Below are 25,762 nucleotides of genomic sequence, written 5' to 3' on the forward strand. Positions count from 1 at the left end.
AATCCTCTAATTATTTGTTTTCTTCAAAGATTTCTTCGTTGCGTGCTTCGTTGATTTCTTGAGCTTCTGCCAATACATCAGATGCGGATGCTTGTACTTTTTCAGCTGTTTCTAATACAGTTTCTTTAGCGCGAAGACCAGCTGCTACGATACCAGCATATACTTTTTTTGCGTCTTTGGAAGTTAACACTTTAAGACCTACAGTACCCAATGCAAGACCTGCTGCGAATAAGTTAGCGTTTTTAAGATTGTTTTGGTTGAAGTTGAACATGATAATATCCCTTTCTACTAATAAATATATAAAAAATTTACTTACTATATTTGAAAAGAGGAGCCCATTATAGAGACCCCTCATTCAAATTCAGAATTCGTATTAGCTTACTTAGCGGTACGTTTAATGCCTAGTGCTTTATTGGAACCATCACAGCTGCAGCTACCACCGCAACCAGAAGATTTTTTAGAGCCAGACTTGGAGCCACCGCTACCACAGCCGCAGCCACCTTTACCAGACACTTGTTTATAAATTTTTGTACCAAGATAAGCCAATGCTAATATCACTATGAGTCCTATAATTAGGTTATCCATTATAATTCCTTCTTTCTCAATATCCACCAAATTTTCATAAATTGATATATGATAAATGAGTTAAAAGCAATATATTTGGATATTTCCCTTTTCTCATTATCATTTAACCATAAATAATGATAATTGGCAAGATTTTTTTTAAATTTTTCTATAATTAAATCACATTATGTCAATACAATTTAGTTCTAGGTATCTAAGGAATGTAAACCATAGTGATTAGCTACGCTTTAATTAGAAGCCTAGTGCCAAACCAATATTGTAGAAAATAAAGCATGCAATCCATGCGAAAGCATTTTCATAGAAGAACATGAATAGCATCCATTTCCAAGAACCAGTTTCGCGTTTAATAACTGCTAGCGCTGCGATACATGGAGGGTAAATCAAGATGAATAGCATTAATGTTAATGCAATCAATGGTGTAAAGTGTGGATCATTTTGTAAGTAATCAGTCAATGCTTGAGGATGATCTGTATCGCCACCTACAGCATAGATAGTACCCAATGTAGATACAACAACTTCTTTAGCCGCTAAACCAGCCACGAGAGATACACCGATTTTCCAGTCAAAGCCTAATGGTTTAAGAACTGGGTTGATTGCTTTACCGAATATAGCAGCATAGGATTGTTCCAATTTTTCAGAATTTTTTTCTTGGTCAATTTTTTGATTTTCATCATCTAAATTAACGCTATTTTTGTACATAGACCATGCTACTGGGAATAATTGTTCATTTTGTTCTTTAATGTCATTGAACAATTCAGGTGCTTCAGAATCATCTTCTACTTCGATTTCAGGAGCAGCTTCTCCAGCATCCTCTGCTTGTGTAGTGGCATCTGCTACAGTAGATTTCATATTGTCAACGATTTCATTAACTTGGTCTTTTTGTTCATCTGTAGCGATACCAAAATGAGCCAAAGTTTCTGCATCTTTCATTTCATATGTTTGAGCTACTTGATCATGCAATGCATCATAATCTTTGGAGTATTCTACATCCATTGGATATGTTGTGATAAACCATACGAGGATGGAGGCAGCAAGGATGAAAGTACCTGCTTTTTTAAGGTACATAATACCACGTTCAAACATATGAGTTAATGTAGCTTTTAAAGTTGGTAAATGATATGGAGGCAATTCCATTACGAATGGTTCTGCTTCGCCAGCAAATAAATATTTGCGGAAAATTTTAGCAAATACGATACCAAATACAATACCTAGTGCATACACACCAAATACTACAGTACCAGCCCATTCAGGAGGGAAAAATGCTGCTGCAAACAAAGTATAAACAGGTAAGCGTGCAGAACAACTCATGAATGGAGTAATTAAGATTGTTACCATACGATCTTTGTAGTTATCAAGGATACGTGCACCCATTACGGATGGTACGGAACAACCAAAACCTAATAATAAAGGAATAAACGATTTACCATGTAAACCACAAGCGCGCATTACACGGTCAATAACGAAGGCAGCACGTGCCATATACCCTGTATCTTCCAAGAAAGAGATACCAAGGAATAATAATAGAATTAATGGTACGAAGGATAGTACAGCACCTACACCGGCGATGATACCGTCAGAAATAAGTGATTGTAACTGACCTTCTGGAATAACTGTTACAACCCATGCTTGTAATGCAGTAAAGCCATCTTCAATCCAACCTTGAGGAATAGCACCTACAGTATTTACAAAGTTAAATAGTAACCACATTACAACCATAAAAATTGGCAAACCAAGAATACGGTGAGTTAAAATTTTATCATAACGGTCAGAACGCGTTTCTAATTGTGTAGGAGCCTGTGTTAAACATGTATTATATACTTCTACTGCGAAGCGGTGACGATATTCTTGGAAGACAATATCAAGATCAACTTGATCCTTAATTTCTTCACGAATAGCTTCAGCCTTTTGAATAACAGCTTCCGTATTATCAAAGCGCATAACTTTGCCAATAACGTCCGCATCTTTTTCTAACAACTTAACAGCAACCCAACGAAGTGGATATGTAACAGTACCAGCTTGTTTTAGCTCTTCTACAAGTTCACTAATTTTGCCTTCTAACAAATCACCATAGTTAATTGTTACACCAGGAGCTTTTTGAGAAGCAGCTACACTAACTGTTGCTGCTAACAACTCATTTGTACCAATGTTTGTACGACCTACTGTGCTAACAATTGTAGCCCCTGTCATTTCTGCCATTTTTTTTAGGTCATATTTGATGCCCATATCTTCAGCAACATCAGACATGTTTAGAGCAATAACCATTGGCTTTTCAAGTTCCAATAATTGTGCAGCTAAATATAAGTTACGTTCCAAATTAGATGCATCAAGAACATTAACAATTACATCTGGGTTATCATTTACGATAACATTACGCGCTACTAACTCATCCAAGGAACGTGCAGTTAAGCTATATGTACCTGGTAAGTCAATAAACAATAAATCATGGCCATCAAATTTCTTATAGCCTTCCTTTTTTTCTACTGTAACGCCGGCATAGTTACCAACGTGTTGCTTCGCCCCTGTGATATTGTTAAACATTGTAGTTTTACCACAGTTAGGGTTACCTGCTAAGGCAATGCGAATTTGCCCTTTTTCTGCCATGTGAACCTCCTATTGAACCTCTACATCAATCATGCCAGCTTCGCTATTACGAAGTGCTAATTCAAAGTTTTTTACTTTGATTTCCACCGGATCCCCCAAAGGGGCATACTTCATAACATGGATTTTTGTACCATGTACAAGACCCATGTCAATTAGACGATGCTTAACGTTGCCACTGCCATGTAGTGTAACAATAAGACCAGACTCACCTGGTTTCATGTCTTTTAACTTTTTGATAGCCATACGACACCTCCTAATTATTGTACCTAACAACCTCATATTAAACACACCAAATAATAATGCGTATTAATATCTTAAATTATTATATCAAAGAAATCATTAATTTCAACAATTATTATCATTTTTTTGGTAATTTTCTATCTCATATATATATTTTTTTCTCATATTAAATATGAGGATTGATTTATCAATCCTCCATGAACCCCTATATGGTATGGTAGCATTCGCGCTGTCACCAATAAAAAAGAATACCTAAAAAATAAGAATCACTACTAAGATAATCATTATTGATAATTTAATCATTCTCATTTATATTTTTAAAATTTATTCAAATATAAATATTTTAATGTTTTTTATTCTCATAAACATCTATCTACATCGTCATTTCTTAATCTATTATCAATTAGTATCTTTAACAATCGCATCATTAGTTTTACAAATTTACTATAGCGCCATGCAAAATTAGTACGCTATGTAATGATTCAATTTATTTGCCCCTACTATGTGCATAAGGTATAATTAATATAATATGTATTATAGAAAGGACGATCCATGAAATCTTTTAAATCTCTAGGCGTTTGTGATGAACTCATCCAAGCCCTTCAAAAACAAGGTATCAAGGAGCCAACTCCAATTCAAGAACAAGCCATTCCTGTTGTATTTAAAGGGAATGATGTTATAGCAAAAGCTCAAACAGGCACAGGCAAAACATTAGCCTTCTTATTGCCGATTCTACAACGTGTTCACACTGATGTGCATCAAGAACAAGTGCTCATCATTGCACCTACCCGTGAGCTTGTAAAACAAATTTCCGATGAGGCAAAAGAAATAGGTTCTATTTTAAATGTAGACATCCTCCCTCTCATCGGCGGTAAAACGATTGAAGCACAGTTACAACAATTAGGACGTCGCCCTCAAGTTATTTTAGGCACTCCTGGTCGCCTATTGGATCACGCAAAACGGGGTTCACTCCACTTAGATTGCATTCGTCGTGTCGTACTCGATGAAGCTGACCAAATGCTTCACATGGGATTCTTACTGGACATTGAAAACCTCATTAGTCAAACAGATGCTAATAGACAACTTTTACTATTCTCTGCAACAATTCCTGATAAGATTAGAAATCTTGCAAAAGCGTATATGTCTAAACCGGCTTCTGTAACAGCTGAGGGTAAACATGTAACACTTGAATCTATCGATCAACGCGTATACATGATGAACACAGAAGAAAAAACGCAACGTCTCATCAAAATGATCGAAGAAGACAACCCATTCTTAGCAATTGTGTTCTGTAATAAGCGTGAAGGTGCTGTTCGCTTATCCTATGAGTTAACTGCAGCAGGCCTAAATATTGCTGAAATGCATGGCGATTTGACACAAGGTCGACGCACTCAAATATTACGTGATTTCGCAAAAGCTAAAACACAAATCTTAGTAGCTACAGATATTGCGGCTCGCGGCATTGACATCGAAGGCATTACACATGTTTATAACTACGACGTACCACGCGACGTAGATTACTATATCCACCGTATTGGCCGTACTGGTCGTGCGGGCAATTCCGGTGTAGCTGTTACATTTGCCACACCACAGGATGAATCTTGGCTACGACGTATTGAGCGCGCCATCCAGGCAACGCTTACTAAATACACTAAAGATGGACAAATTAAGACTAAAGGTAATGCAAGTACTGCGCCAAAACGTGCAAAATCTTCTGGCAAACCTAAGATTACAAGTTCCTATCAATCTACAAAGGCTAAAGCTCATAAAGCTCGTGGCCACAAAGGTGCTAATACACGCCAACGCCGCACTTCTACCTCTCAAACTGGACGTCGTGGTAAACGCAGATAAAACTAAAGACGCGTACAGATTAATCTGTACGCGTCTTTTTTATTTGTTCGCATAAATACTTGGCGTGCCATTTACATCAGAACATTGTGTCTTACATTGAGATCGATTACTGCAAACCCAGTTAATGCGGCCTCTCGCCTCTTGTTTAACAAAATAACCTTCTTTGCATCGTGGGCATTTATATTTCTTTTCTTCTTCAGATACAGTGATATTACTTTCACCTGTTGAAGTCTCTCCATCGATTGGTTGTGTATGCTTACAAGCAGGATAATTAGTACAGCCTAAAAAAGCGCCAAATTTACCATTACGCTGTTGCATTCGGCCCTTATTACATTTCGGACATATAGGCAAAGTAGATAAGTCTACATTTTCATTATCCATAGGTCGTTTACGATTTTGATTCGTTATCGTGCGAACTACATTTGGCATCATTTGACCAGAGTTTACCTGTTTATCAAAGCCAAGCTTATCAATCAATAACTGTAAAAACTTAACTTGATCAGACAAGAAGGAATCCAACGTATCCTCCCCTTCACTCATGAGGGCCAAACGTTCTTCCCAAACTGCCGTTTCATCAGGATACAACAATTCATCAGGCAATGCATCTACTAAAAGATAGCCTGTTTCCGTAGGTGATAGAACTTGCTTCTTCCCCGAAGTTTTCATAAAACCACGACTGATGAGTTCGTCAATAATATTAGCACGGGTCGCCTCTGTACCTATACCAGATACAGCCTTTAATTGCTTTTTCAAGTCTTCATTTTTTACAAACTTGTGAATTTCCTTCATCGCTTGCAACAATGTAGATGGTGTAAAACGAGAGGGTGGTTTTGTTTGTTTCGCGTCTACAGAGGAATCTGTATAAAGAACGGAATCATTTTTCTTAACAGCCGGCAAATGATCTGTTTCTTCAATAGCCTCTTTTTTAGAGTCAGATTCTGCACCACGTTCATCCGTTAAATCAGGTTCATCATTATCTGTCACCGATTTGGACTTTTGTCGTTTATAAAGCAACTTCCATCCTTCGTCTATAACTACACGACCATTAGCAACAAACTCTTCCTTACATTGCTCTACTACAATTTTAGTTTGCTCATAAATGTGCTCCCCATAAAATTGAGCAATATAGGCCTGACTAATGAGGAAGTAAATATTGCGTTCCTCACGGGACAAGCTATTTACATTACAAGCTACGGTCGTAGGAATTATAGCATGATGGGCTGTAATCTTCTTTTCATTCCAAGCGCGGCTTTTAATTGAGCGGTCTGCATCAGTAGCCCACTGTGCTAATTTTTCATCCCCTGCATTCTGTAAATTATTGAGAATTGCATTGCGGTCACCATACTGATTTGGTGGTAAATATTCACAATCAGAACGAGGATACGTAGTCAATTTCTTTTCATATAGTTTCTGTGCTGTATCAAGTACAGTTTGCGGATCATAGGAGAATGCTTTACCAGCTAATACCTGCAAAGATGATAGAGACAATGGTAACCGCTGTACATCTTTCTTTTTAGATTTTGTAACAGCTTTGATAACTCCATCTGGACCAGCCTGTAAGCGCTCTACTAATTCATCGGCTATAGCTTTATTAATAAGGCGTCCATCTGGGTCAAGCCCCTTTTGATCGTCTGTAGGCTGCCACGTAGCCCAGAACACACCGTTTGGATGATTATATAAAACCTTTAATGTAAAATAATCTACCGGTTTAAAAGCGGCTAGTTCTCGTTCTCTGCGTACCACAAGGGCTAATGTAGGGGTCTTAACACGGCCTATAGGTAATGTTACCTTATTCCCCTTATATCGTTCAGATAAGGTATATGCACGAGATAAATTCATTCCAATGAGCCAGTCTGCACGTGCTCTGGCTAATGCAGATTGATATAAATTGTGAAAGTCTTTATTATTCCGTAGATCATTTAGGGCGGCACGAACAGATTTTTCGTCCAATGCATTTAACAAAATACGTTGTACAGGTTTTGTATTTCCTACATAATATAATACTTCATCAACCAAGAGTTGCCCTTCCCTATCCGGGTCACCGGCGTTAACGATAATATCAGCTTTACCGATAAGGTCTTTCACCGTTTCAAACTGTTGACGACTACTATCCGTAACCAATAATTTCCACTCATCAGGCACAATGGGTAAATCTTGAGGGCGCCAGCGAACATATTTATCATCGTAATCACCCGGTTCTGCTTGATGTAATACGTGACCTACAACCCATGTCACCACATCATCACCTTGGATAAAGTAGCCATTCCGTTTTTGGATATTCTTATTTTCCGGCAAGCATTTACTAATTTCGCGAGCCATGGATGGCTTTTCCGCAATAAATAACCGCATGGTCCCCTCCTTAACATAAAATAACGGCTATTCCCCTAAGCCGCTCTTTGAAATCTCATTATACTACAATTTAGTGGTCATAACTACCAAAATCATGTATAATTTTAAAGATATGAATGATGTGAAAGTTATATAATGAGACAAGGCTTTTACAAACGAAACAATAGAGGTGAACTATGACATTTTTAGAGGAAGTGCAACGTCGTCGTACGTTTGCTATCATATCTCACCCGGATGCGGGTAAAACTACATTAACAGAAAAATTACTTTTATATGGTGGTGCTATCCACTTAGCAGGGTCCGTTAAATCTCGTAAAACAGCAAAACACGCCGTATCTGACTGGATGGAAATCGAAAAGCAACGTGGTATCTCCGTAACAAGTTCTGTGTTGCAATTTGACTATGATGGTTGTCGCGTCAATATCCTAGACACCCCTGGTCACCAGGACTTTTCTGAAGATACATATCGTACCTTAATGGCTGCCGACAGTGCTGTCATGTTGATTGACGTAGCAAAAGGCGTCGAAGCACAAACGAAAAAACTATTTGCTGTATCTAAAGAACGCGGTATTCCTATCTTTACATTTGTAAATAAAATTGACCATTTCGGTCGTAGCCCATTTGACTTGATGGAAGAAATCGAAAATGTTCTCGGCATTCGAACATGCCCTATGAACTGGCCAATTGGTATTAATGGTGAGTACAAAGGCGTATACGATAGAGAGCATGAAACCATCGAGCTTTTCGCAAAAGATGAAACACATGGTCAAGAAAAGTTAGCCTCTGAAAAAGGAGCTTTGACTGACCCTCGTATGAAAGAATTATTGGGCGACGATGTATACCAAGCATTGCTTGATGATATTGAATTATTAGATGTTGCAGGCGATCCATTCGATTTTGACAAGGTTCGTGCTGGTGAATTAACGCCTATGTTCTTCGGCTCTGCCATGACTAACTTTGGGGTAAAACCATTCTTAGAGAAATTCTTAGAACTTGCTCCATCTCCTGCTCCACGCCAAGCTGTGGAAGAAATGGTACAGCCTACAAGCGAAGACTTCTCTGCCTTAGTATTCAAAATCCAAGCGAACATGGACCCTAACCACCATGACCGTATCGTATTTATGCGTATCTGTTCTGGTAAGTTCGAAAAGGGCATGTCCGTATTGCATCGCCAATCTAATAAAACGATTCGTCTATCTCAGCCTCAACAGTTTTTGGCTACAGAACGTACTATAGTAGAAGATGCATATCCTGGTGATATTATCGGTGTCTTTGACGCTGGTACAATGGGTGTAGGTGATACACTGTGTGCTCAAAAACACAAGGTAACCTTTGGTGACTTCCCTGTATTCCCACCAGAGTTCTTTGCTCGCGTATCGCCAAAAGATACTATGAAGCGTAAGCAGTTCCAAAAAGGGATGACGCAATTAGCACAAGAAGGCGCTGTTCAAATCTTTGAACAACCAGGTGCTCTTGATTCCTTCGTAGTCGGTGCTGTAGGTATGCTTCAATTCGAGGTTCTGGAATACCGTTTAAAAAATGAATATGGTGTTGATTTATTAAATAATACATTACCATACAGTGTTGCTCGTTGGATCGATGGTGAAGTAGATATCGCTTCTTTAAAAGGTGTAGATAATGCGATGATTGTCAAGGATAATCGCGATCGTACTGTAGTGCTTATCTCCAATGAATGGCAAATGGGTTGGGTTCAAGAGCGTAATCCTGATGTTACATTCTTAACAACCCCAAAACTTCATCACGAACTATAGTATGGAAGCTCATCCCCTTCTCTAGATAAGAGAGTTGCTATATTATATATGGTAGTATGAGCTCAAATCACAATAGCATATAATAAGATGTAAAGACTTTATAGCTCAAGACTGGAATATATTTCTCAATATATAAAAATTAGAAATATATTCCAGTTTATTTTTTTATATTAGGCAGGAATATCACAGAATTTAGTCGAATACATATAGTATGATTATGTAAAGAAGTGATTTATACTATTACTTTCTCGTATTTTTGTATATAATATAAATATATTATAAAAGATATATATCCAATATAGATATATAATAACTAAATGGTTTTAATGTTGTTGTGAGTGTTGAAAATAAATAATATATAATTATTATACCTTATATATTCTATAGTCTTTTTCGACCATTCATGATACCATAAAATAAGTTTTATTTTTTATTTTAAAGGAGTGATTTTATGCCACTTATTGACTTAGCTTTAGTCAACGATGTATGGACTTTAAAACTGTCCATGATCCAAACTGTAGGCCTTGCTGTAATCACGTTATTCATAGGTACTTGGATTAACAAACATTCCAAGTTCTTACAACGTATGTGTATGCCTGCACCAGCTGTAGGGGCTTTGCCTTTTGCGTTTTTAACTGCTATTCTTTCTTACTACAAGATTTTGAACATTACTTTTGAAGGCTCCCTACAAACATTCTTAATGCTCGCTTTCTTTACCACTATTGGTTTAATGGCTTCCTTGAAAGTCCTCAAAAAAGGCGGCATTTTCATTATCTTCTTCTTCCTAGCTTGTGCAGTGTGGATTGTTGTTCAAAATACTGCAGGTATTATGATTGCTAAAGCTTTAGGCATTGAACCAATCATCGGTATTATGGCTGGCTCCGTATCTATGATCGGTGGTCTTGGTACGGCTGGTGCCTTTGGTCCATACTACGAACAATTACTTGGTATCCCTGGTACAGCATCTGCTGCAGTTGCGGCAGCAACATTCGGTATGGTTGCTGGTACAATTCTCGGTGCTCCTGTAGGTGAACGCATTATTAAAATGCACAAAGTTAAAACACCTTACGAAAATCCTGAGTTAATGGAAGATGAAGGCATCGACATGATCGAAGATCACGTTGAAAGTGGTGGCAAACAATTCAACGCTCAAGATCTTTTAACAATCTGTATGTGGATTGGCCTTGCTCTAGGTATCGGTACTATCGTAAGTGCTGGTTTATCCATCCTTACTCCACTACCTGCATACATCGGCGCAATGATTTGTGCTGCTGTAATTCGTAACTTTGGTGATTTTACAAAAGCTTACAAAATCAACGATGCAGCTCTCGATGCAGTATCCAATGTAGCATTATCCTTATTCGTAACAATGGCTATCAATAGCTTGAAACTAGTTCAATTGATTGATCTTGCATTACCTCTTATTACAATCTTAGTTGCACAAATGGCACTTATCTGTGTATTTGCATACCTTATCTACTTTATTTTTGGTCGCAACTACGATGCAGTTATGCTTGGTGCGGGCGCTATCGGTTTCGGTCTAGGTGCTACACCAAATGCTTTGGTTAACATGTTATCCTTGGCGGGCAAACACGGTCCATCCCCTCGTGCATGGCTCGTAGTTTCCTTAGTAGGTGCATTCTTAATTGACTTTGCAAATGCTTTCCTCATTACAACAATGGCTGGCATTCTTTACTAATCAAAAAGGACCCATTCGGGTCCTTTTTTATGCAAAAAACTTATTAGCTTAATAAGAGCTTATTAACATAAAAGAGCTTATTAGAATGATATTATCAATCTAATAAGCTCTTTTTACATTATACTATTTAATTAAAGAAGCCCATGCATTAGCTACATCGGCAAATTCTTGAAGGGTAAATGTTTCCCCTCTTCGTTGACCATCGATATTCGCTTTTGCTAACAGCTCTTCGATTCGATCTTTTGATAATCCCGTTGTCTTCATCGTATTAGAAAAGGTTTTACGTCGTTGCGCAAAACCAGCTTTCACTACTCGGAAGAATAGTTTCTCATCAATCACATCAACCGGTGGTTTATCTCGTAATACGCAGCGAATGACAGAACTCGTTACCGCTGGAGCTGGCAAGAAGGATTTAGGTGGTACATCAAGCACAATATCCGGTTCAGTATAATATTGTACCGCCACAGATAATGCACCATAATCCTTTGTACCTGGCTTAGCTACCATTCGCAAGGCAACTTCCTTTTGCACCATTACAACGAGGCGCTCAATTGGTAATTTACTTTCTAATAAAGACATAATAATAGGTGTTGTAATATAGTACGGTAAATTGGCAACCACCTTAAATGGTTTATGGTTCATGATGGATGGTACATCAAGTTTCAACACATCCCCATGAATAATACGTACATTATCATAGGAGGCCAAAGTAGTGTCTAGGACCTCTAATAAACGTCTGTCGAGTTCAATGGCCGTTACATCTGCCCCACTTTGTGCTAAGCCCTGTGTCAATGTACCGATGCCAGGACCTACCTCTAGTACAGGTTCACCAGGTGTCAATTCTGCAGCATGTACTATTTCATCAACAATACCGCGTTTAATAAGAAAGTTCTGCCCTAATTTCTTGCTCATTTTAATATCGAAGCGTTTACATATATAATGCACTACCTCAGGGCTTGCAATTACTGATTCTAACATCTTAACTCCTATTTTAACTATTCACAGCCTCTTCAAAAGCATCTCGAGTTATACCATAATGATTTAAGCGGTATAAGAACTGCTTGCCATTACCATAACCAATACCTAACTTGGCACCAATAATCGCACGGCGAGCAGCACTATCTGGCATACCAGAAAGTCCATGACGAACTAGATCCACCATAGAAAATTCGTTGGATGATTCCAACGATTCTACATGTAATGTAGATAGTGCCTTTCTAATGGATTCAGGCGATGCTTGTTCTATGCCAATATCATCATTTGCAAAAGCTTCATCACGAGGAACAAAAGCATGCTGAGCATTAGGGAATTTTTTTGTTAATACACGACGAATTCTTTCCCCTGCTGTATCAGGATCTGTTAATATAATAATACCTCGTTTTTCATAGGCTACGCGAATCATATCAATAACACCTTTACGGAGTGTGAAACCCTCTGTCGCAATGCAATCTGCTTCCACAGCTTGTGCAATACGTTGTATATCAGATTTTCCTTCTACCACGATGACTTGTTTAAGCATAGGTCCTCCTTTATTCTATTAGTACATTGTAACACATATATAACATTGCTTAAATACTTATAATCGAGTAGTATAAGTAGTGTAATATATAAAAGGAGGCCATTATGACCTTACAACAACTAAAGTATGTCACAACCATTGCAAATATAGGCAGTATTAGTGAGGCTGCTAAGAGACTTTTCGTTTCTCAACCAAGCTTAACAAAGGCCATTAAAGAATTGGAAAAGGAAATGGGTATTACCATTTTTGACCGCACCAATAAAGGGATTACTGTTTCTAAGGAAGGGGAACGTTTCCTCGGCTATGCACGCCAAGTACTAGAACAAGCTGCATTATTGGAAGAACAATACAAAAGCCAAAGCGGTGGCAAAAAGCAATTTTCTGTTTCTACACAACATTACTCCTTTGCAGTAAATGCCTTTGTAGAGCTTTTAAAAGGTGCAGATATTGATCAATATGATGTATCCTTACGAGAAACACAAACCTATGAAATCATCGATGACGTAGCTCATATGAAGAGCGAAATCGGTTTGCTCTTCTATAATGATTTTAATCGCCCTGTATTAGAAAAATTAATTCACACTAATGAATTAACCTTTACAGAACTATTTACTGCTCATCCTCATATTTTTATTGGCAAAAACCATCCATTAGCAAATAAAGATGTAGTGTCTATGGATGAACTTGAGGAATATCCTTATATTTCTTTCGAACAAGGCGATCACAATTCCTTCTATTTCTCTGAAGAGATTTTCAGTACCGTTGTCCGTCCAAAACATATTCGGGTACGCGATCGGGCTTCCCTCTTCAGTTTATTGCTTGGACTAGATGGATATACCGTATCTAGTGGCGTAATAGATGAGGAAGTAAACGGTGAAAATATCATTTCCGTGCCTCTTGCAGAGGAAGGTTTAATGCATATCGGTTACATTACAAATAACAAAATGCATCGTAGCCGTTTAGGTCAAGAATATATCCATGCGTTAGAACAATATGTTGGTAACTATGGTAGACACATTAAATTACCTAAAATAAAGGAATAATATTGTATTATATTTGATGATAGTTTAAATACCTCTACATAATAGTTTAACTACAGGTAAAAGCACTCCTATTAGGGAGTGCTTTTTTGCATATGCATAAAACTCAACACTATAAATTAACCCTTTCCAAAGCATTCAGTACTGTACAACAGAGTAGATACTATAAATTAATATCACATTTTGATATAACTAAATCCATAAAATAACGCTCAGATATAACTAAAAGCTATGTACAACATCAATATATTGATATTTTTATATATGCTCAGACTTAGTTATAATAAACCTATCGAATTTATCGGTTTTACCGTTTATATAAGGAGGATTTTAATTATGTCCAAACAATTAGCACCATTCCATTTTGATATCGTAGGTTCTTTCCTACGCCCAGCAGAATTAAAAGAAGCTCGTGAAGCTTTTACAAAAGGAAATATTACTAAGGAAGAACTAACAGCTGTAGAAGATCGTCTCATTACAGACCTCATTCAAAAACAAAAAGCTGCAGGACTTCCTGTTATTACTGACGGTGAATTCCGCCGTGCCTATTGGCACTTAGATTTCATGTGGGGATTTAATGGCGTAAAAGAAATTGAACTTGAACACGGTTACAAATTCGTTGGTCAAGAAACAGCGCCTGGTTCTCTCGCTCTTACTGGTAAAATTACAGGCACTAACCATCCATTTGTAGAGCATTTCAAATTTGTAAAACAATTTGAAGATGAGCATACTACAGCACGTCAAACTATCCCTGCTCCATCCCAGTTCTTAGCTGAATTATTCCGCGAAGATAATGGTATCACAACACGCTCCTTCTATCCTGACTTAGAAGAATTAATTCAAGACATTGCTGCTGCATATCGTCAAGTAATTAAAGACCTCTACGAGGCAGGTTGCCGCAACATTCAATTTGACGATTGTACTTGGGGTATGTGCTGTGACCACGCATACTGGACTGGTCGCCAAAAAGATAAAAGCGTCACTATCGAAGGTGAAACAGCTAAATACCTACGCTTAAATAACTTGGCACTCGAAGGGCGCCCTCATGACTTAGCATTCACTACACATGTATGCCGTGGTAATTACAACTCTACTTGGGCTGCTAGCGGTGGTTATGAACCAGTTGCACCAATTCTATTCGCCAAAGAAAATGTAGATGCATATTATCTAGAATTTGATGATGATCGCTCTGGTGGTTTTGAGCCATTGCGCGAAGTGTCCCCTAATAAAAAGGTTGTATTAGGCTTGATTACTTCTAAACGCCCAGAATTAGAAGATAAAGAAGTTATCAAAGAACGAATCAAAGAAGCTACCAAATATATTCCACTCGATAGACTTTGCCTATCCCCTCAATGTGGCTTTGCATCTTGTGAAATTGGTAACCAATTGACTGAAGAACAACAATGGGCTAAACTTGCATTAGTTAAAGAAATAGCTCACGAAGTTTGGGGTGATTAAATGAATGAACACACTATATATTTAGGAGGCGGTTGTTTCTGGGGCCTGCAAGGATACATCAGAAAAATTGAAGGTATCCTTTCGACCGAAGTAGGCTATGCAAATGGGCCTACTGAAAATCCAAGCTATGAAGATGTCTGTCATGATAGTGGTCACGTGGAAGCTCTAAAAGTTACATACGATGCAGACGTACTCTCCTTAGATCACTTAATTCAATACTTTTTACGCGCCATTGATCCATTCAGTGTTAATAAACAAGGTGGTGACGTAGGTATTCAATATCGAACTGGTATCTACTATATCGATACAGCAGACAAGCCTATTATTGAAAGTACATTAGCACGTGCTCAATCCTTCGAAGGTAAGCCATTTGCCATTGAAGTATTACCTCTATCAAACTACTACTCTGCAGAGGAATATCACCAAGATTACTTAGATAAAAATCCTAATGGCTATTGTCACATTCCACTAGGCTTATCCAATGAACCACTTATAGATGACAACGCATATAACAAGCCTTCCGAAGAAGACCTTAAGGCTTTATCTCCGCAAGAGTTCGAAGTTACACAAAACTCTGCTACAGATGCGCCTTTTAGTCATGAATTAACAGATGAATTTAAAGCAGGTCTCTACGTAGATATCACTACGGGAGAACCTCTCTTCGTTTCTGCTCATAAATTCGAATCTCACTGTGGTTGGCCAAGTTTCACAAAGCCAATTGCGAAGGATGTTATTAAATATTATCAAGATGACTCACATGGCATGAAGCGTATCGAAGTGCGTAGCCGCATTGGTAACGCCCATTTAGGCCATGTATTTGAAGATGGACCTAATGGATCACTTCGCTACTGTATCAATGGATCTGCCTTACGATTTATCCCGAAAGATGAATTAAAAGGTACAAAATACGAATATCTAATTCCATATATTGAAGACTAAAAAAGGGCGCCTTAATCATAAGGCGTCCTTTTAGTATACATAATGATTGCTTACTAAGTATAATATATTATGATACATATTTACTAAGTAGACGGTAACTATATAAACCATATAAAAAGAGGATATATCTATTAGATATATCCTCTAAATTATTATATTAATCCAACACGTATACTGTAACGTCTTGGCGACCAAAGTCCATAGCCTCACCATAAGAGTCCATTACAAGGTCGATTTTATTACCCACAATAGCACCACCTGTATCGGCTGCAATAGCTTCACCGTAACCAGGAATAAATAAACGTGTGCCTAATGGAATAACATCTGGGTCAACAGCTGCAATACCACGTACTGCAGGTACACCAGTAGCTGTAATACCAGCGCCATCACCATCGCCAGCAAGGTAAGCAGAAGCTTCCATTACAATAGCACGAGATGAGCGACCAGCAATATTACGAGATGTAGTCACTTCACGAGTACCTTCTTTAATAATAGTAGGTACCATTTCGCGTTGTGTTACTTTAGATACGTCATTTGTCTTAATAACCGTACCATTACTATATAATGTTTCACGTTGTACACGTTCTAAACCAGGTTGACCAACTTGAACAACCTCTTCTTCACCTTGTGCCATTGTATCATCTTTTTGTCGAATTACTTGAATAGCAATTTCTTGATCTACTGTAGACAAGGAGCGGCTTGTTACTTGTGCAATTGTGATATGTGTACCACTTAATACAGAACCATTTGCATCACCTACTACGGCGTAGTTAGGCATTTTAAAACCAAGTTCATTAGCAACGCCTTGTGCAGTTGTTTCTGTAGTGAAAACAGCTCTAGTTTTACCATTAACAGTTACGTAAACTGGAATGGCGCGTACAACAGTTAATGTTGTACCATTTTGAACAGATGTTGAGCTGGAAATAACTTTATCATTTGGATTTAATTTAACCCCAGCATCGCGTACGATACCTTCGTTAGAATTTAAATGCGTTCTAACAGTGTGTGCTGCACCATCTACCATAACGGTAACAGTTTTATCATTATAAGAAAAACCTGTCATAGTTACAGCTGTTACAATCAATCCTGCAACAACAGACGAAATATATCGTTTGTGTGTCTTATGAATTCTCATATTGTAATCCCTCCTGTAATGTAACTATTCTACTACAGATAGATATAACCTGTCAAACGCTATAGGTTAACAATAGTGCGTAAGCACTTGTAAATACTGAGTTTTATGTTATTTTATTTTCTATATTTTTTGTAAAAGTCCACTGTATACGTACATATTGATATTTTTCAATACTATACAATATATTCCGAATTGTGTACATATATACGATACCACTACTATATATAGTATGTGAGTTTTTTTTATAATATAAATTGTATTTTTATGTGTTTTTGAATTGTTACCAATTTTTTCTACACATCCCGAAACTTCATTTTTATCTCATTTTTAAATATGTATACATGTAAAAAAGCCTGTAAAAACAGGCTTTTTCACTATTATGAAAATGTATTAAAATTCATCATTCAACACTACGTATGAATTTCACTATTTATTCATCTTAAACATTGGTTGTAAACGCTCAATTACGGTCATTGACTCCTTATGCTCATGGGCAATAGCCTCTTTCATAAGTTCTTCTTGAGCAGAAATTGGATGTTCTCGATCATTAATTTTACGATATGAACCATCAGCTCTCATAATATGAGCTTTTAAGGTATCTTCTAAATATAAATCCAATATAGCTTTAACGCGCTCCTTATGGCGTTTATCTTCAATAGGAATCATAAGTTCTACACGTTCATTTAAATTTCTTGGCATCCAGTCTGCACTAGATAAGAATAGACTTTCATTTCCCCCATTTCGGAAATAGAATAGACGATGATGTTCCAAGAACCGTCCTACCACTGAACGTACCGTTATATTATCGCTGACACCGGCAATACCAGGTCTTAGTGTACAAATACCACGAACTATAAGATCTATGCGAACACCTGCAGCAGAGGCTTCATATAATTTAGCAATAACTTCTTTATCAAGCAAGGAATTCATTTTACCAATAATATATGCTTCTTCGCCTTGTTTAGCGAATTCTATTTCACGGTCAATTAATTCCATTATTTTTTCCCGCAAATTTAAAGGGGCTACAATAAATTTATTCCAAATTGGAGGATCGGAATAGCCAGAAATTAAATTAAAGAAACGAGATGCATCATCGCCATATTCATCGTTGCACGTAAATATGCCACAGTCCGTATACATTCGAGCCGTCTTACCATTATAGTTACCTGTAGCTAAATGAACGTAACGTCTAATACCTGCATCCTCTCTGCGCACAACCATGGTAATCTTAGAATGAGTTTTAAGACCTTTCAAACCATAAATTACATGACAACCTGCCTTTTCTAAGCGGCGTGCCATATGGATATTATTCTCTTCATCAAAGCGTGCTTTAACCTCCATAAGTACGGTTACTTGCTTCCCATTATCCGCAGCCTTAATCAAGGATGCAATAATTGGAGAATCCCCACTTACGCGATACAAGGTTTGTTTAATAGCGAGCACATCTGGATCTGTAGCTGCTTGTGCAATAAATTGTTCTACTACAGCAAAAGACTCAAAAGGATGGTGGACGAAAAGATCTTGTTTTCCAATAACAGAAAATAGACTTTCACCTTCATGATTAACTAATTCACTAGGTAGTTTAGGTTCAAATGGTACATAACGAAGCTGGTCAAGGCCTGGGTAGTTACAGAAATTAAAGTACATACGACAATCAAGATGACCGTCTATACGGTATACATCCTTTGGTTCTAATTCAACACTGGTAAGCACAAAGTCTAATAAATTATCCTTTACCTCACCGCACACCTCTAATCGTACCGCATCACCACGACGGCGACGACGCAAAGATGCCTCTACTTCCGATAGCAAATCTGTAGCTTCTTCTTCATCGATTTCTAAATCTGCATCACGAGTAATTCGAAACACCATATAATCTTCGATGCCATAACCTTGGAAAAACTGATTTGCGTAATATGTAATGACGTCCTCTAGGTAAACGAATCGATGTTCCTTATTCCCTCGACTTGGGATTTCAATAATACGATCGAGTACGGATGGAATTGGCAAGATAGCAATCTTATAATCCTTAGTACCATCTGGTTGTATTTGAAAGATACGCACAATAGCATTGATGGTATGATTTGTTAAAAATGGGAATGGATGACCAGAGTCAACGGCTAATGGCGTTACAACAGGATAGATATGTTCCTCAAAGTAATGACGTAACCAAGCTTTTGATTTAACATCGAGTAGATCCGGATTAGTAAAGAAGAAACCGTAGTTTTCAAGTTCAGTTAGTACATTGTTTAAATATGTACTTTGCATAGAAACGAGTCGTTGTACAGACTCATCAATGGCCTTTAACTGTGCCTTAGCATCCATATGAGCAGCATCGTACTTAACAATGCCATTCACAACTTGATGGCGTAAACCAGCTACGCGAATCATAAAGAACTCATCTAAATTAGAGCTAGCAATGGCAATAAATCGGAGTCGTTCTAATAACGGAGTATTTGTATCAATAGACTCTAATAGGACGCGCTGATTAAACTTTAACCAAGACAATTCACGATTAAAATAATACTTTGCATTATTGAACATGACGATCCCCTCCCCTTACTAGTACGATTTCCATACCAAATACCTCTGTAAAGTATTCAGAATCGCGATTAAAGGTCCACCATTCTAAGGAGATATCCTCATTAGTACGACAGAATACATATAGTACATTATCTCTTTCTTCCAATGTTACATCAGAGATTTTTTGATTGCTCCCCGCGTCGAGTGCACAAGCAACACGAATAATTGCTACTAGCTTCGTAACCTGAATTTTTTGTAATTCTGTTAATGCATTGAAATACGCATCGTCATCATTTGGTGTTCCCTTGTAGTGGTAATATACAACATTAGCTACTACTTGTTTTTCTTCTTCTGAAAGCCCAAATATATCGGTCCCCATTACGATATGATACGCATGCTCCCCATGATTTCGTAAATTTACAAACTTGCCAACCGAGCAAAGAATGGAAGCTATACGACATAAATATCCCCATCGTTCCGGTAAGCCTTTATGGCGTAAAGCGTTACAGAATAAAGCGCTAAACTTTTCTACCTCCGCATCATGAATACGGTCTGTATGATATCTGGCGGCCACAGCACGGGCTAACTGTGCATTTTGCTCTCGCAACTGATACATAAATGGATTATTCTCTGACTCTACCCCATAGAACCAACTAATGCCTTGAGAGAATGAAAAGCTACTAAAAATTAAAGATTTCGGCCCTATAGCCGTAATAATTTCATTAAATAAAATCATGGTAGGCATTAAAATATTAGCCTTATATTCAGGTAATTTATAACGGTTCATCAACTTTGTTGCAGTTACACCATCAAAAGAATTAATAAGACCTTTAAATCGTTCTGGCTCAACAGTAATGATATCTTCTTTATTATTTTCTTGTCCCATTAAATGAGTCATATATTGCGCTTCGTCACCAGATAAGACAATACTATCAATATTAAAGGTTTGTAGTTCTTCACGGAGTGGTCCAATCATACGATGTAAATATTCCGTAATAGCCCTTGGAAATGATATAGAAGATCGTTGATTTCGATTAAATGACTCCATAACACGTAAGGAACCACTATGCATATTGCGTTGGAACAGTAAGCTTTCACCGCGCCAAACTGTTAAACCGACCCCACCAGATGTAATATCTAAGAATAATGTAGCCTTTGTAGGATCAGTTAGATGGTATTGATGTGTCATCTTGTAATATAGTAAGGCGTATTTGTAATATACCTCTTTCGGCATATCGATGACCTCAACACGCATCCCTGTTTGAATATAAATTTGATCTAAAATACTACGACGATTAGTAGCCTCACGTATTACTGTCGTACCATATAGTTTGGAACGAGTCACGCCATAATCGGCCATTAATTGCTTATATCCCTTTAAAATATGACAGATTTCTTCAATTGTTTTAAAACTCAACCGAGAGGTTTGAAATAACTCCTCCCCAAAGGTTACTTCTCGCGCTGCATAATCGATGACACGTACATCGTCTATGCCTTTATACTCTAATATGGTAATGCTCATGCTACTGGAGCCCACATGTAACACTGCATATCGTAATGCTTTTGGTAATGCCATTATGCCTCCTTACGAGATTCATGCCACTCTATTTCTAATATTTTCTTGAATTCCTTTTTGAAAGATTTTGAAAGCTTTTCTACAGCAGTTTTTGTGACACTTACATTGCGTCCCTCTAGGTAAAATACCTTTATAACTACACTCGTATATTTAATATTTACCTCTAACCGCTTAATAAATTGTTCATGACTTTCATCAAGAGCCTCTGCTATGGCTAAAATAATGGAAAGTTTTTGCCCTAATAAGCGTTGCTCTTGATCTAATAATTTACCATATAAGAAATTTTTATATTCCTTTGGCGTCAATCCATGAGAGTTCATCACTAAAAATGCACTAAAAGCTTGTTCCACATGGGAAATACCATATAAATTACTATTAACTAACATGTAACAACCATGGCGGGCATGACTATAATAGTTAACTCGTTTGCCTATATCATGCAATAATCCCGCTGCGATTAAGCATCGTCTAAAATTCTTATCCGCCTTATGAAGTGGCTCTAATGCATCATACAAAGTGGTAGATAATTTCGTAATATACTTAGCATGCACTAGCTCATGCTTTGTCATACCTAGCAGTACATTTTCCGCAGAGTGGACTAAAATATCTTCGATAATTGAATTTCCACCTAAATAATTCTCTCCATAATAATCGTAAAACAAACCTTCCCGTAAACCGCAACCGCCCACAACGAGTGTCTTAGTATTTACATAGTTAAATAGTTCATCCACAATAGTAAGCCCTGCAATGATAATATCTGCACGGTCCGATGATAAACCACTAATTTTTTTACGAGCCTCTAAGGATTTACCTTTTACATCTTCCAAGATTTCGTGAAATCTATGATATGGTAGTTCATAATTATGTAGCTTCGTAATAGGATATGATAGTTTACGTTGATCTATTTTAGCAATATTACGAGCTGTACCACCTATACCTAATAGAGGTAGTTTTATATTTTGAAGCCACGTATGTTCCTTAATGGTTTTCTTTACGGCCTTCGTCATCTTTTCTAGTTCCTTAGGAGTATACTCATCACCTTTTTGATAGGTTCCTGTTAAGGTTAGAGCCCCTATAGGTAAGCTAACAGCTTTCACGATATGTCGATTTTTTACTAGCGTTACCTCTGTACTAGCACCACCTAAGTCAAAGATAATAAAATCTTTGAGCCCAATCGTATTAATAACCCCAAGGAACCCAAGGCGAGCCTCTTCTTCACCAGCAATACATTCTAGATTAAGTCCAGTTCGTTCTTTTACAGCTTTAATAAAAGCATCTCCATTTTTAGCTAGACGTACTGCAGCCGTAGCAACAGCTTTTATGGTATCTACCCCCATAGCATCCGCCATATGAACAAAGCCTTTTAATGCGCGTAAAGAACGCTCCATTGCCTCTTTCGTTAACTCATGAGTGCCCCACATATTTTCACTTAAGCGGACACTTTCTTTTTCTTGATATATGAGTCGATAACTACCGGTCTTAGAAATCTCATAAATGACAAAACGAACGGAGTTGGATCCTAAATCTATAAATGCAATACGTTTCATGCTACTAACCTCGACTTACTATAGTTCAGTATGAATATACTTAAGTATACCATAGAAAAACGCGATTCTCACCGATATGGGAGAATCGCGTTTTATAATTTATTATTCTAGTTATACTTAGTGTATTTTGTAATATCTAATACTAAAGCTCTTAGAATTTTACCAATATTATTTACTAGCATACATGATTACGAGCATTCAAGTTATTTAATACCAAATACATGTTTACCATTATTATAGGCAATCTCTGAAAACTCAGCAACATCAATGCCTTTAAGACTTGCAATTTCCTCTGCTACAAATTGAGTTTTGCTTGGATCATTGCGACGGCCTCTAAATGGAGGTGGTGTCAAATATGGCGAATCTGTTTCAATAAGTATTCTATCTAAGGGTACTTGACGAGCAACTTCCTTAAGATTAGTAGACTTAGGAAATACAACAGGGCCAGCAAAGGAAATGTAGAATCCTAATTTAATAGCTTCTTTTGCCATTTCCCAACTGCCAGAATAGCAGTGAAAAATCCCCCAGTTATCCTTACCTTCATTGCGTAAGATATTCATAATATCGCCATGTGCATCGCGATCATGAATGATGATCGGTAAATCTACTTCACGAGCGAGTTCTAATTGACGAATGAATACGCGTTTCTGTGTTTCACGGTCAGAAAAATCATAATAATAATCTAATCCGATTTCACCGATAGCGCGGACCTTATCGTTGTTAAGTGCTTGATCCTTATAGAACTCGTAGTCTTCTTCTGTAAAATCTTTTGACTCATGAGGATGTGTGCCTACAGCAGCATATAAACGATCATACTGTTTTGCTAAAGCTAGTCCTGATTCAACAGTATCTCTATCTACCCCTGGAATCATAATGTATTCTACGCCAGCATCAAAGCAGGCTTGTAACATCTCATCCCGGTCATTATCAAAACGACCGTCATTCACATGAGCATGTGTATCAAAGAGTTTCATTATTTAACCACACTTCCTGCTGGTAATGATTCAATATTTGTTACTTCTAAATGTTCTTCCCAATCAGATGCAGACAAAATCATGCCATAAGACTCGATGCCCATCATCTTCTTAGGAGCCAAGTTAGACAAGTAAATTACCTTTTTACCAACCATAGCTTCTGGTTCGTAATATTGAGAGATACCACTTAATACTGTGCGCTCTTCAATGCCGATATCCAAGACAAACTTCAATAATTTCTTGGACTTAGGAACCTTTTCACAGCTTACAACTTTTGCTACTCGAAGATCGAGTTTTTCGAAGTCATCGTACGTAATATTTTCTTTCAATGGTGGAATATTAGATGTATCTACAGAGTTTTCAACTTCCTCTTTAGCAACTACTTCTACCATTTCCGGAATTTCAAAACGAGGATAAATAGGATCGCCTTTTACAACGTTAGTACCTGTAGAAATTAAGCCCCAAACTTTTGCATCCTCAATAGTAGCACTACCAAAACCTGTAAGACCTAATTGATCCCAAATTTTTGGAGCCCCTACAGGAATAACAGGGCTTACTAAAATAGCAATGATACGCAATGCCTCTGCCAAGTGATACATAGCAGATTGCAAGCGCGCTTTATCATGATCGTCTTCAGATTTAGCTAATACCCAAGGCATTGTTTCATCAATGTATTTATTCATGCGACCAATAAATGCCCATACGGACTTAATAGCTTTATTAAGCTCCATATTTTCCATAGCTGCTTCAAAATCTTTTGTCGTTTGAACAGCCAATGTGGAAACATCACGATCCAAATCATCCATATCATCGCATTTTGTAATCACACCACCATGGTATTTTTCAATCATAGCAATAGTGCGGTTCAATAAGTTACCTAAGTCGTTAGATAAGTCAGCATTGATCTTTGTAACGAAATTAGGCAATGTGAAGTTACCATCATTGCCAAGCGTGATTTCACTTAATAAGTAATAACGCAAAGAATCTGCACCATAGGTATCGATCAATGGAATTGGATCAATAACATTCCCCAAAGATTTACTCATCTTTGTACCGTCAACGATCATCCAGCCGTGACCAAATACCTTTTTAGGCAATGGCAACTCAAGGCTCATGAGCATCATAGGCCAAATAATTGTATGGAAACGTACGATTTCCTTACCTACTAAATGGAGATCTGCTGGCCAGTATTTTTTGTATAATTCGCCATCCCCATCAAATGGAGAGAGTGCACTAATATAGTTCACTAATGCATCGAACCAAACATATACAACATGTTTAGGATCGAATGGTACCTTGATCCCCCAGTCAAAGGATGTACGAGAAACAGCCAAGTCTTCCAAACCTTGTTTTACGAATTGAATCATCTCGTTACGACGAGATTCAGGTTGAATAAAATCAGGATTTTCTTCGATGAATTTCAACCATTGATCTGTATATTTAGCGAGTTTAAAGAAGTAGCTTTCCTCTTTAACCTTCTCTACAGGGCGTCCACAATCTGGACATGTATGATTTTCACCAAGTTTTTGCTCAGTCCAGAATGTTTCGCACGGTGTACAGTACCAACCTTCATATTCAGCCTTGTAAATATCGCCTTTTTCATAAGCTTTTGTAAAGAGTTCTTGCACTACCTTTTCATGACGTTTTTCAGTAGTACGAAGGAAGTCATCGTTAGAGATATGCATCTTTTCCCATAATGCCTTAAAGCCATTTACGATATTCGTAGTGTATTCAAGAGGTGTAATACCTTGCGCTTCTGCAGCACGTTGAATTTTTTGACCATGTTCATCAGAACCAGTCAAGAAACGTACATCATAACCAGCCAAACGCTTGAATCGAGCGATTGTATCAGCTACAGATGTACAATACGTATGTCCAATGTGCAACTTAGCACTTGGATAATAAATTGGTGTCGTAATATAATACGTTTTTTTTGTGTCTCCCATGATGAGCC

Annotated in this window: 19 protein-coding genes; 6 read left to right on the top strand and 13 right to left on the bottom strand. The window is 37.5% G+C overall.

Annotated elements, in window-relative coordinates; all coding sequences use genetic code 11:
• Nucleotides 1–10: 10 nt before the first annotated feature.
• The 4 genes from VEIT17_RS05975 to VEIT17_RS05990 form a co-directional block, all read right to left on the bottom strand.
• The gene (locus VEIT17_RS05975) at nucleotides 11–271 is read right to left on the bottom strand and encodes a DUF6110 family protein (protein WP_005376730.1); all 261 of its coding nucleotides are present in this window, start codon (nucleotides 269–271) and stop codon (nucleotides 11–13) included.
• A 107-nt stretch (nucleotides 272–378) separates the two neighbouring features.
• A complete protein-coding gene (locus VEIT17_RS05980; RefSeq protein WP_178885256.1) occupies nucleotides 379–585 on the bottom strand; it encodes a FeoB-associated Cys-rich membrane protein in 207 nt (68 codons plus the stop codon).
• A gap of 231 nt (nucleotides 586–816) precedes the next feature.
• Nucleotides 817–3,186, bottom strand: coding sequence for a ferrous iron transport protein B (gene feoB / locus VEIT17_RS05985; protein WP_178885258.1), 2,370 nt, complete (start codon nucleotides 3,184–3,186; stop codon nucleotides 817–819).
• 9 nt (nucleotides 3,187–3,195) lie between these two features.
• Entirely contained in the window at nucleotides 3,196–3,429 is a 234-nt protein-coding gene (locus VEIT17_RS05990; protein ID WP_178885260.1) for a FeoA family protein, read from the bottom strand.
• Nucleotides 3,430–3,978: 549 nt separating this feature from the next.
• Between VEIT17_RS05990 and VEIT17_RS05995 the strand changes: the two genes are divergently transcribed.
• On the top strand, nucleotides 3,979–5,277 hold the full coding sequence (locus VEIT17_RS05995) for a DEAD/DEAH box helicase (protein WP_178885262.1): 1,299 nt from the start codon (nucleotides 3,979–3,981) through the stop codon (nucleotides 5,275–5,277).
• A gap of 39 nt (nucleotides 5,278–5,316) precedes the next feature.
• Here the strand turns inward: VEIT17_RS05995 and VEIT17_RS06000 are convergent, their stop codons facing one another.
• Nucleotides 5,317–7,626 carry a DNA topoisomerase 3 gene (locus VEIT17_RS06000; protein ID WP_178885264.1) on the bottom strand — a complete coding sequence of 770 codons (2,310 nt, stop codon included), beginning with the start codon at nucleotides 7,624–7,626 and terminating at the stop codon, nucleotides 5,317–5,319.
• 176 nt (nucleotides 7,627–7,802) lie between these two features.
• Here VEIT17_RS06000 and VEIT17_RS06005 point away from each other — a divergent pair, with 176 nt between their 5' ends.
• Together VEIT17_RS06005 and VEIT17_RS06010 are read left to right on the top strand one after the other, a co-directional pair.
• Nucleotides 7,803–9,398, top strand: a complete 1,596-nt coding sequence (locus tag VEIT17_RS06005) for a peptide chain release factor 3 (RefSeq protein ID WP_060924805.1) — start codon at nucleotides 7,803–7,805, stop codon at nucleotides 9,396–9,398.
• A gap of 451 nt (nucleotides 9,399–9,849) precedes the next feature.
• Nucleotides 9,850–11,097 carry a sodium/glutamate symporter gene (locus VEIT17_RS06010; protein ID WP_060924806.1) on the top strand — a complete coding sequence of 416 codons (1,248 nt, stop codon included), beginning with the start codon at nucleotides 9,850–9,852 and terminating at the stop codon, nucleotides 11,095–11,097.
• 123 nt (nucleotides 11,098–11,220) lie between these two features.
• Here VEIT17_RS06010 and rsmA read toward each other — a convergent pair whose 3' ends face one another.
• A complete protein-coding gene (rsmA, locus tag VEIT17_RS06015) occupies nucleotides 11,221–12,075 on the bottom strand; it encodes a 16S rRNA (adenine(1518)-N(6)/adenine(1519)-N(6))-dimethyltransferase RsmA (RefSeq protein ID WP_105085385.1) in 855 nt (284 codons plus the stop codon).
• A gap of 13 nt (nucleotides 12,076–12,088) precedes the next feature.
• The gene (rnmV, locus tag VEIT17_RS06020) at nucleotides 12,089–12,616 is read right to left on the bottom strand and encodes a ribonuclease M5 (RefSeq protein ID WP_129822838.1); all 528 of its coding nucleotides are present in this window, start codon (nucleotides 12,614–12,616) and stop codon (nucleotides 12,089–12,091) included.
• A gap of 104 nt (nucleotides 12,617–12,720) precedes the next feature.
• On the opposite strand from rnmV, the gene VEIT17_RS06025 reads away from it, so the two are divergent.
• From VEIT17_RS06025 to msrB, 3 genes are all read left to right on the top strand, one after another.
• Nucleotides 12,721–13,659: a LysR family transcriptional regulator gene (locus VEIT17_RS06025; RefSeq protein ID WP_178885266.1), complete on the top strand. Its 939-nt coding sequence runs from the start codon at nucleotides 12,721–12,723 to the stop codon at nucleotides 13,657–13,659.
• Between the two features lie 333 nt (nucleotides 13,660–13,992).
• On the top strand, nucleotides 13,993–15,114 hold the full coding sequence (locus VEIT17_RS06030; protein ID WP_178885268.1) for a 5-methyltetrahydropteroyltriglutamate--homocysteine S-methyltransferase: 1,122 nt from the start codon (nucleotides 13,993–13,995) through the stop codon (nucleotides 15,112–15,114).
• Entirely contained in the window at nucleotides 15,115–16,053 is a 939-nt protein-coding gene (gene msrB, locus VEIT17_RS06035) for a peptide-methionine (R)-S-oxide reductase MsrB (protein WP_178885270.1), read from the top strand. It abuts the gene before it with no gap.
• A gap of 157 nt (nucleotides 16,054–16,210) precedes the next feature.
• On the opposite strand, the gene VEIT17_RS06040 is transcribed toward msrB, so the two are convergent.
• The 6 genes from VEIT17_RS06040 to metG all read right to left on the bottom strand — a co-directional run bounded on the left by VEIT17_RS06040 (nucleotide 16,211) and on the right by metG (nucleotide 25,754).
• Nucleotides 16,211–17,188 (bottom strand): resuscitation-promoting factor, encoded by a 978-nt coding sequence (locus VEIT17_RS06040; RefSeq protein ID WP_005387109.1) that lies wholly within the window; start codon nucleotides 17,186–17,188, stop codon nucleotides 16,211–16,213.
• Between the two features lie 426 nt (nucleotides 17,189–17,614).
• Entirely contained in the window at nucleotides 17,615–19,732 is a 2,118-nt protein-coding gene (gene ppk1 / locus VEIT17_RS06045) for a polyphosphate kinase 1 (RefSeq protein ID WP_129822830.1), read from the bottom strand.
• Nucleotides 19,722–21,287 carry a Ppx/GppA phosphatase family protein gene (locus tag VEIT17_RS06050; protein WP_129822828.1) on the bottom strand — a complete coding sequence of 522 codons (1,566 nt, stop codon included), beginning with the start codon at nucleotides 21,285–21,287 and terminating at the stop codon, nucleotides 19,722–19,724. The genes ppk1 and VEIT17_RS06050 overlap by 11 nt, the downstream gene beginning before the upstream one ends.
• Nucleotides 21,287–22,834 (bottom strand): exopolyphosphatase, encoded by a 1,548-nt coding sequence (ppx, locus tag VEIT17_RS06055; protein WP_178885272.1) that lies wholly within the window; start codon nucleotides 22,832–22,834, stop codon nucleotides 21,287–21,289. Before ppx ends, VEIT17_RS06050 begins: the two co-directional genes overlap by 1 nt.
• Nucleotides 22,835–23,037: 203 nt before the next feature.
• Nucleotides 23,038–23,808, bottom strand: coding sequence for a TatD family hydrolase (locus tag VEIT17_RS06060; RefSeq protein WP_105085376.1), 771 nt, complete (start codon nucleotides 23,806–23,808; stop codon nucleotides 23,038–23,040).
• Nucleotides 23,808–25,754, bottom strand: a complete 1,947-nt coding sequence (gene metG, locus VEIT17_RS06065; RefSeq protein ID WP_105085375.1) for a methionine--tRNA ligase — start codon at nucleotides 25,752–25,754, stop codon at nucleotides 23,808–23,810. Before metG ends, VEIT17_RS06060 begins: the two co-directional genes overlap by 1 nt.
• Between the last annotated feature and the right edge of the window lie 8 nt (nucleotides 25,755–25,762).

The sequence above is a fragment of the Veillonella nakazawae genome, assembly GCF_013393365.1.
Taxonomy (GTDB): domain Bacteria; phylum Bacillota; class Negativicutes; order Veillonellales; family Veillonellaceae; genus Veillonella; species Veillonella nakazawae.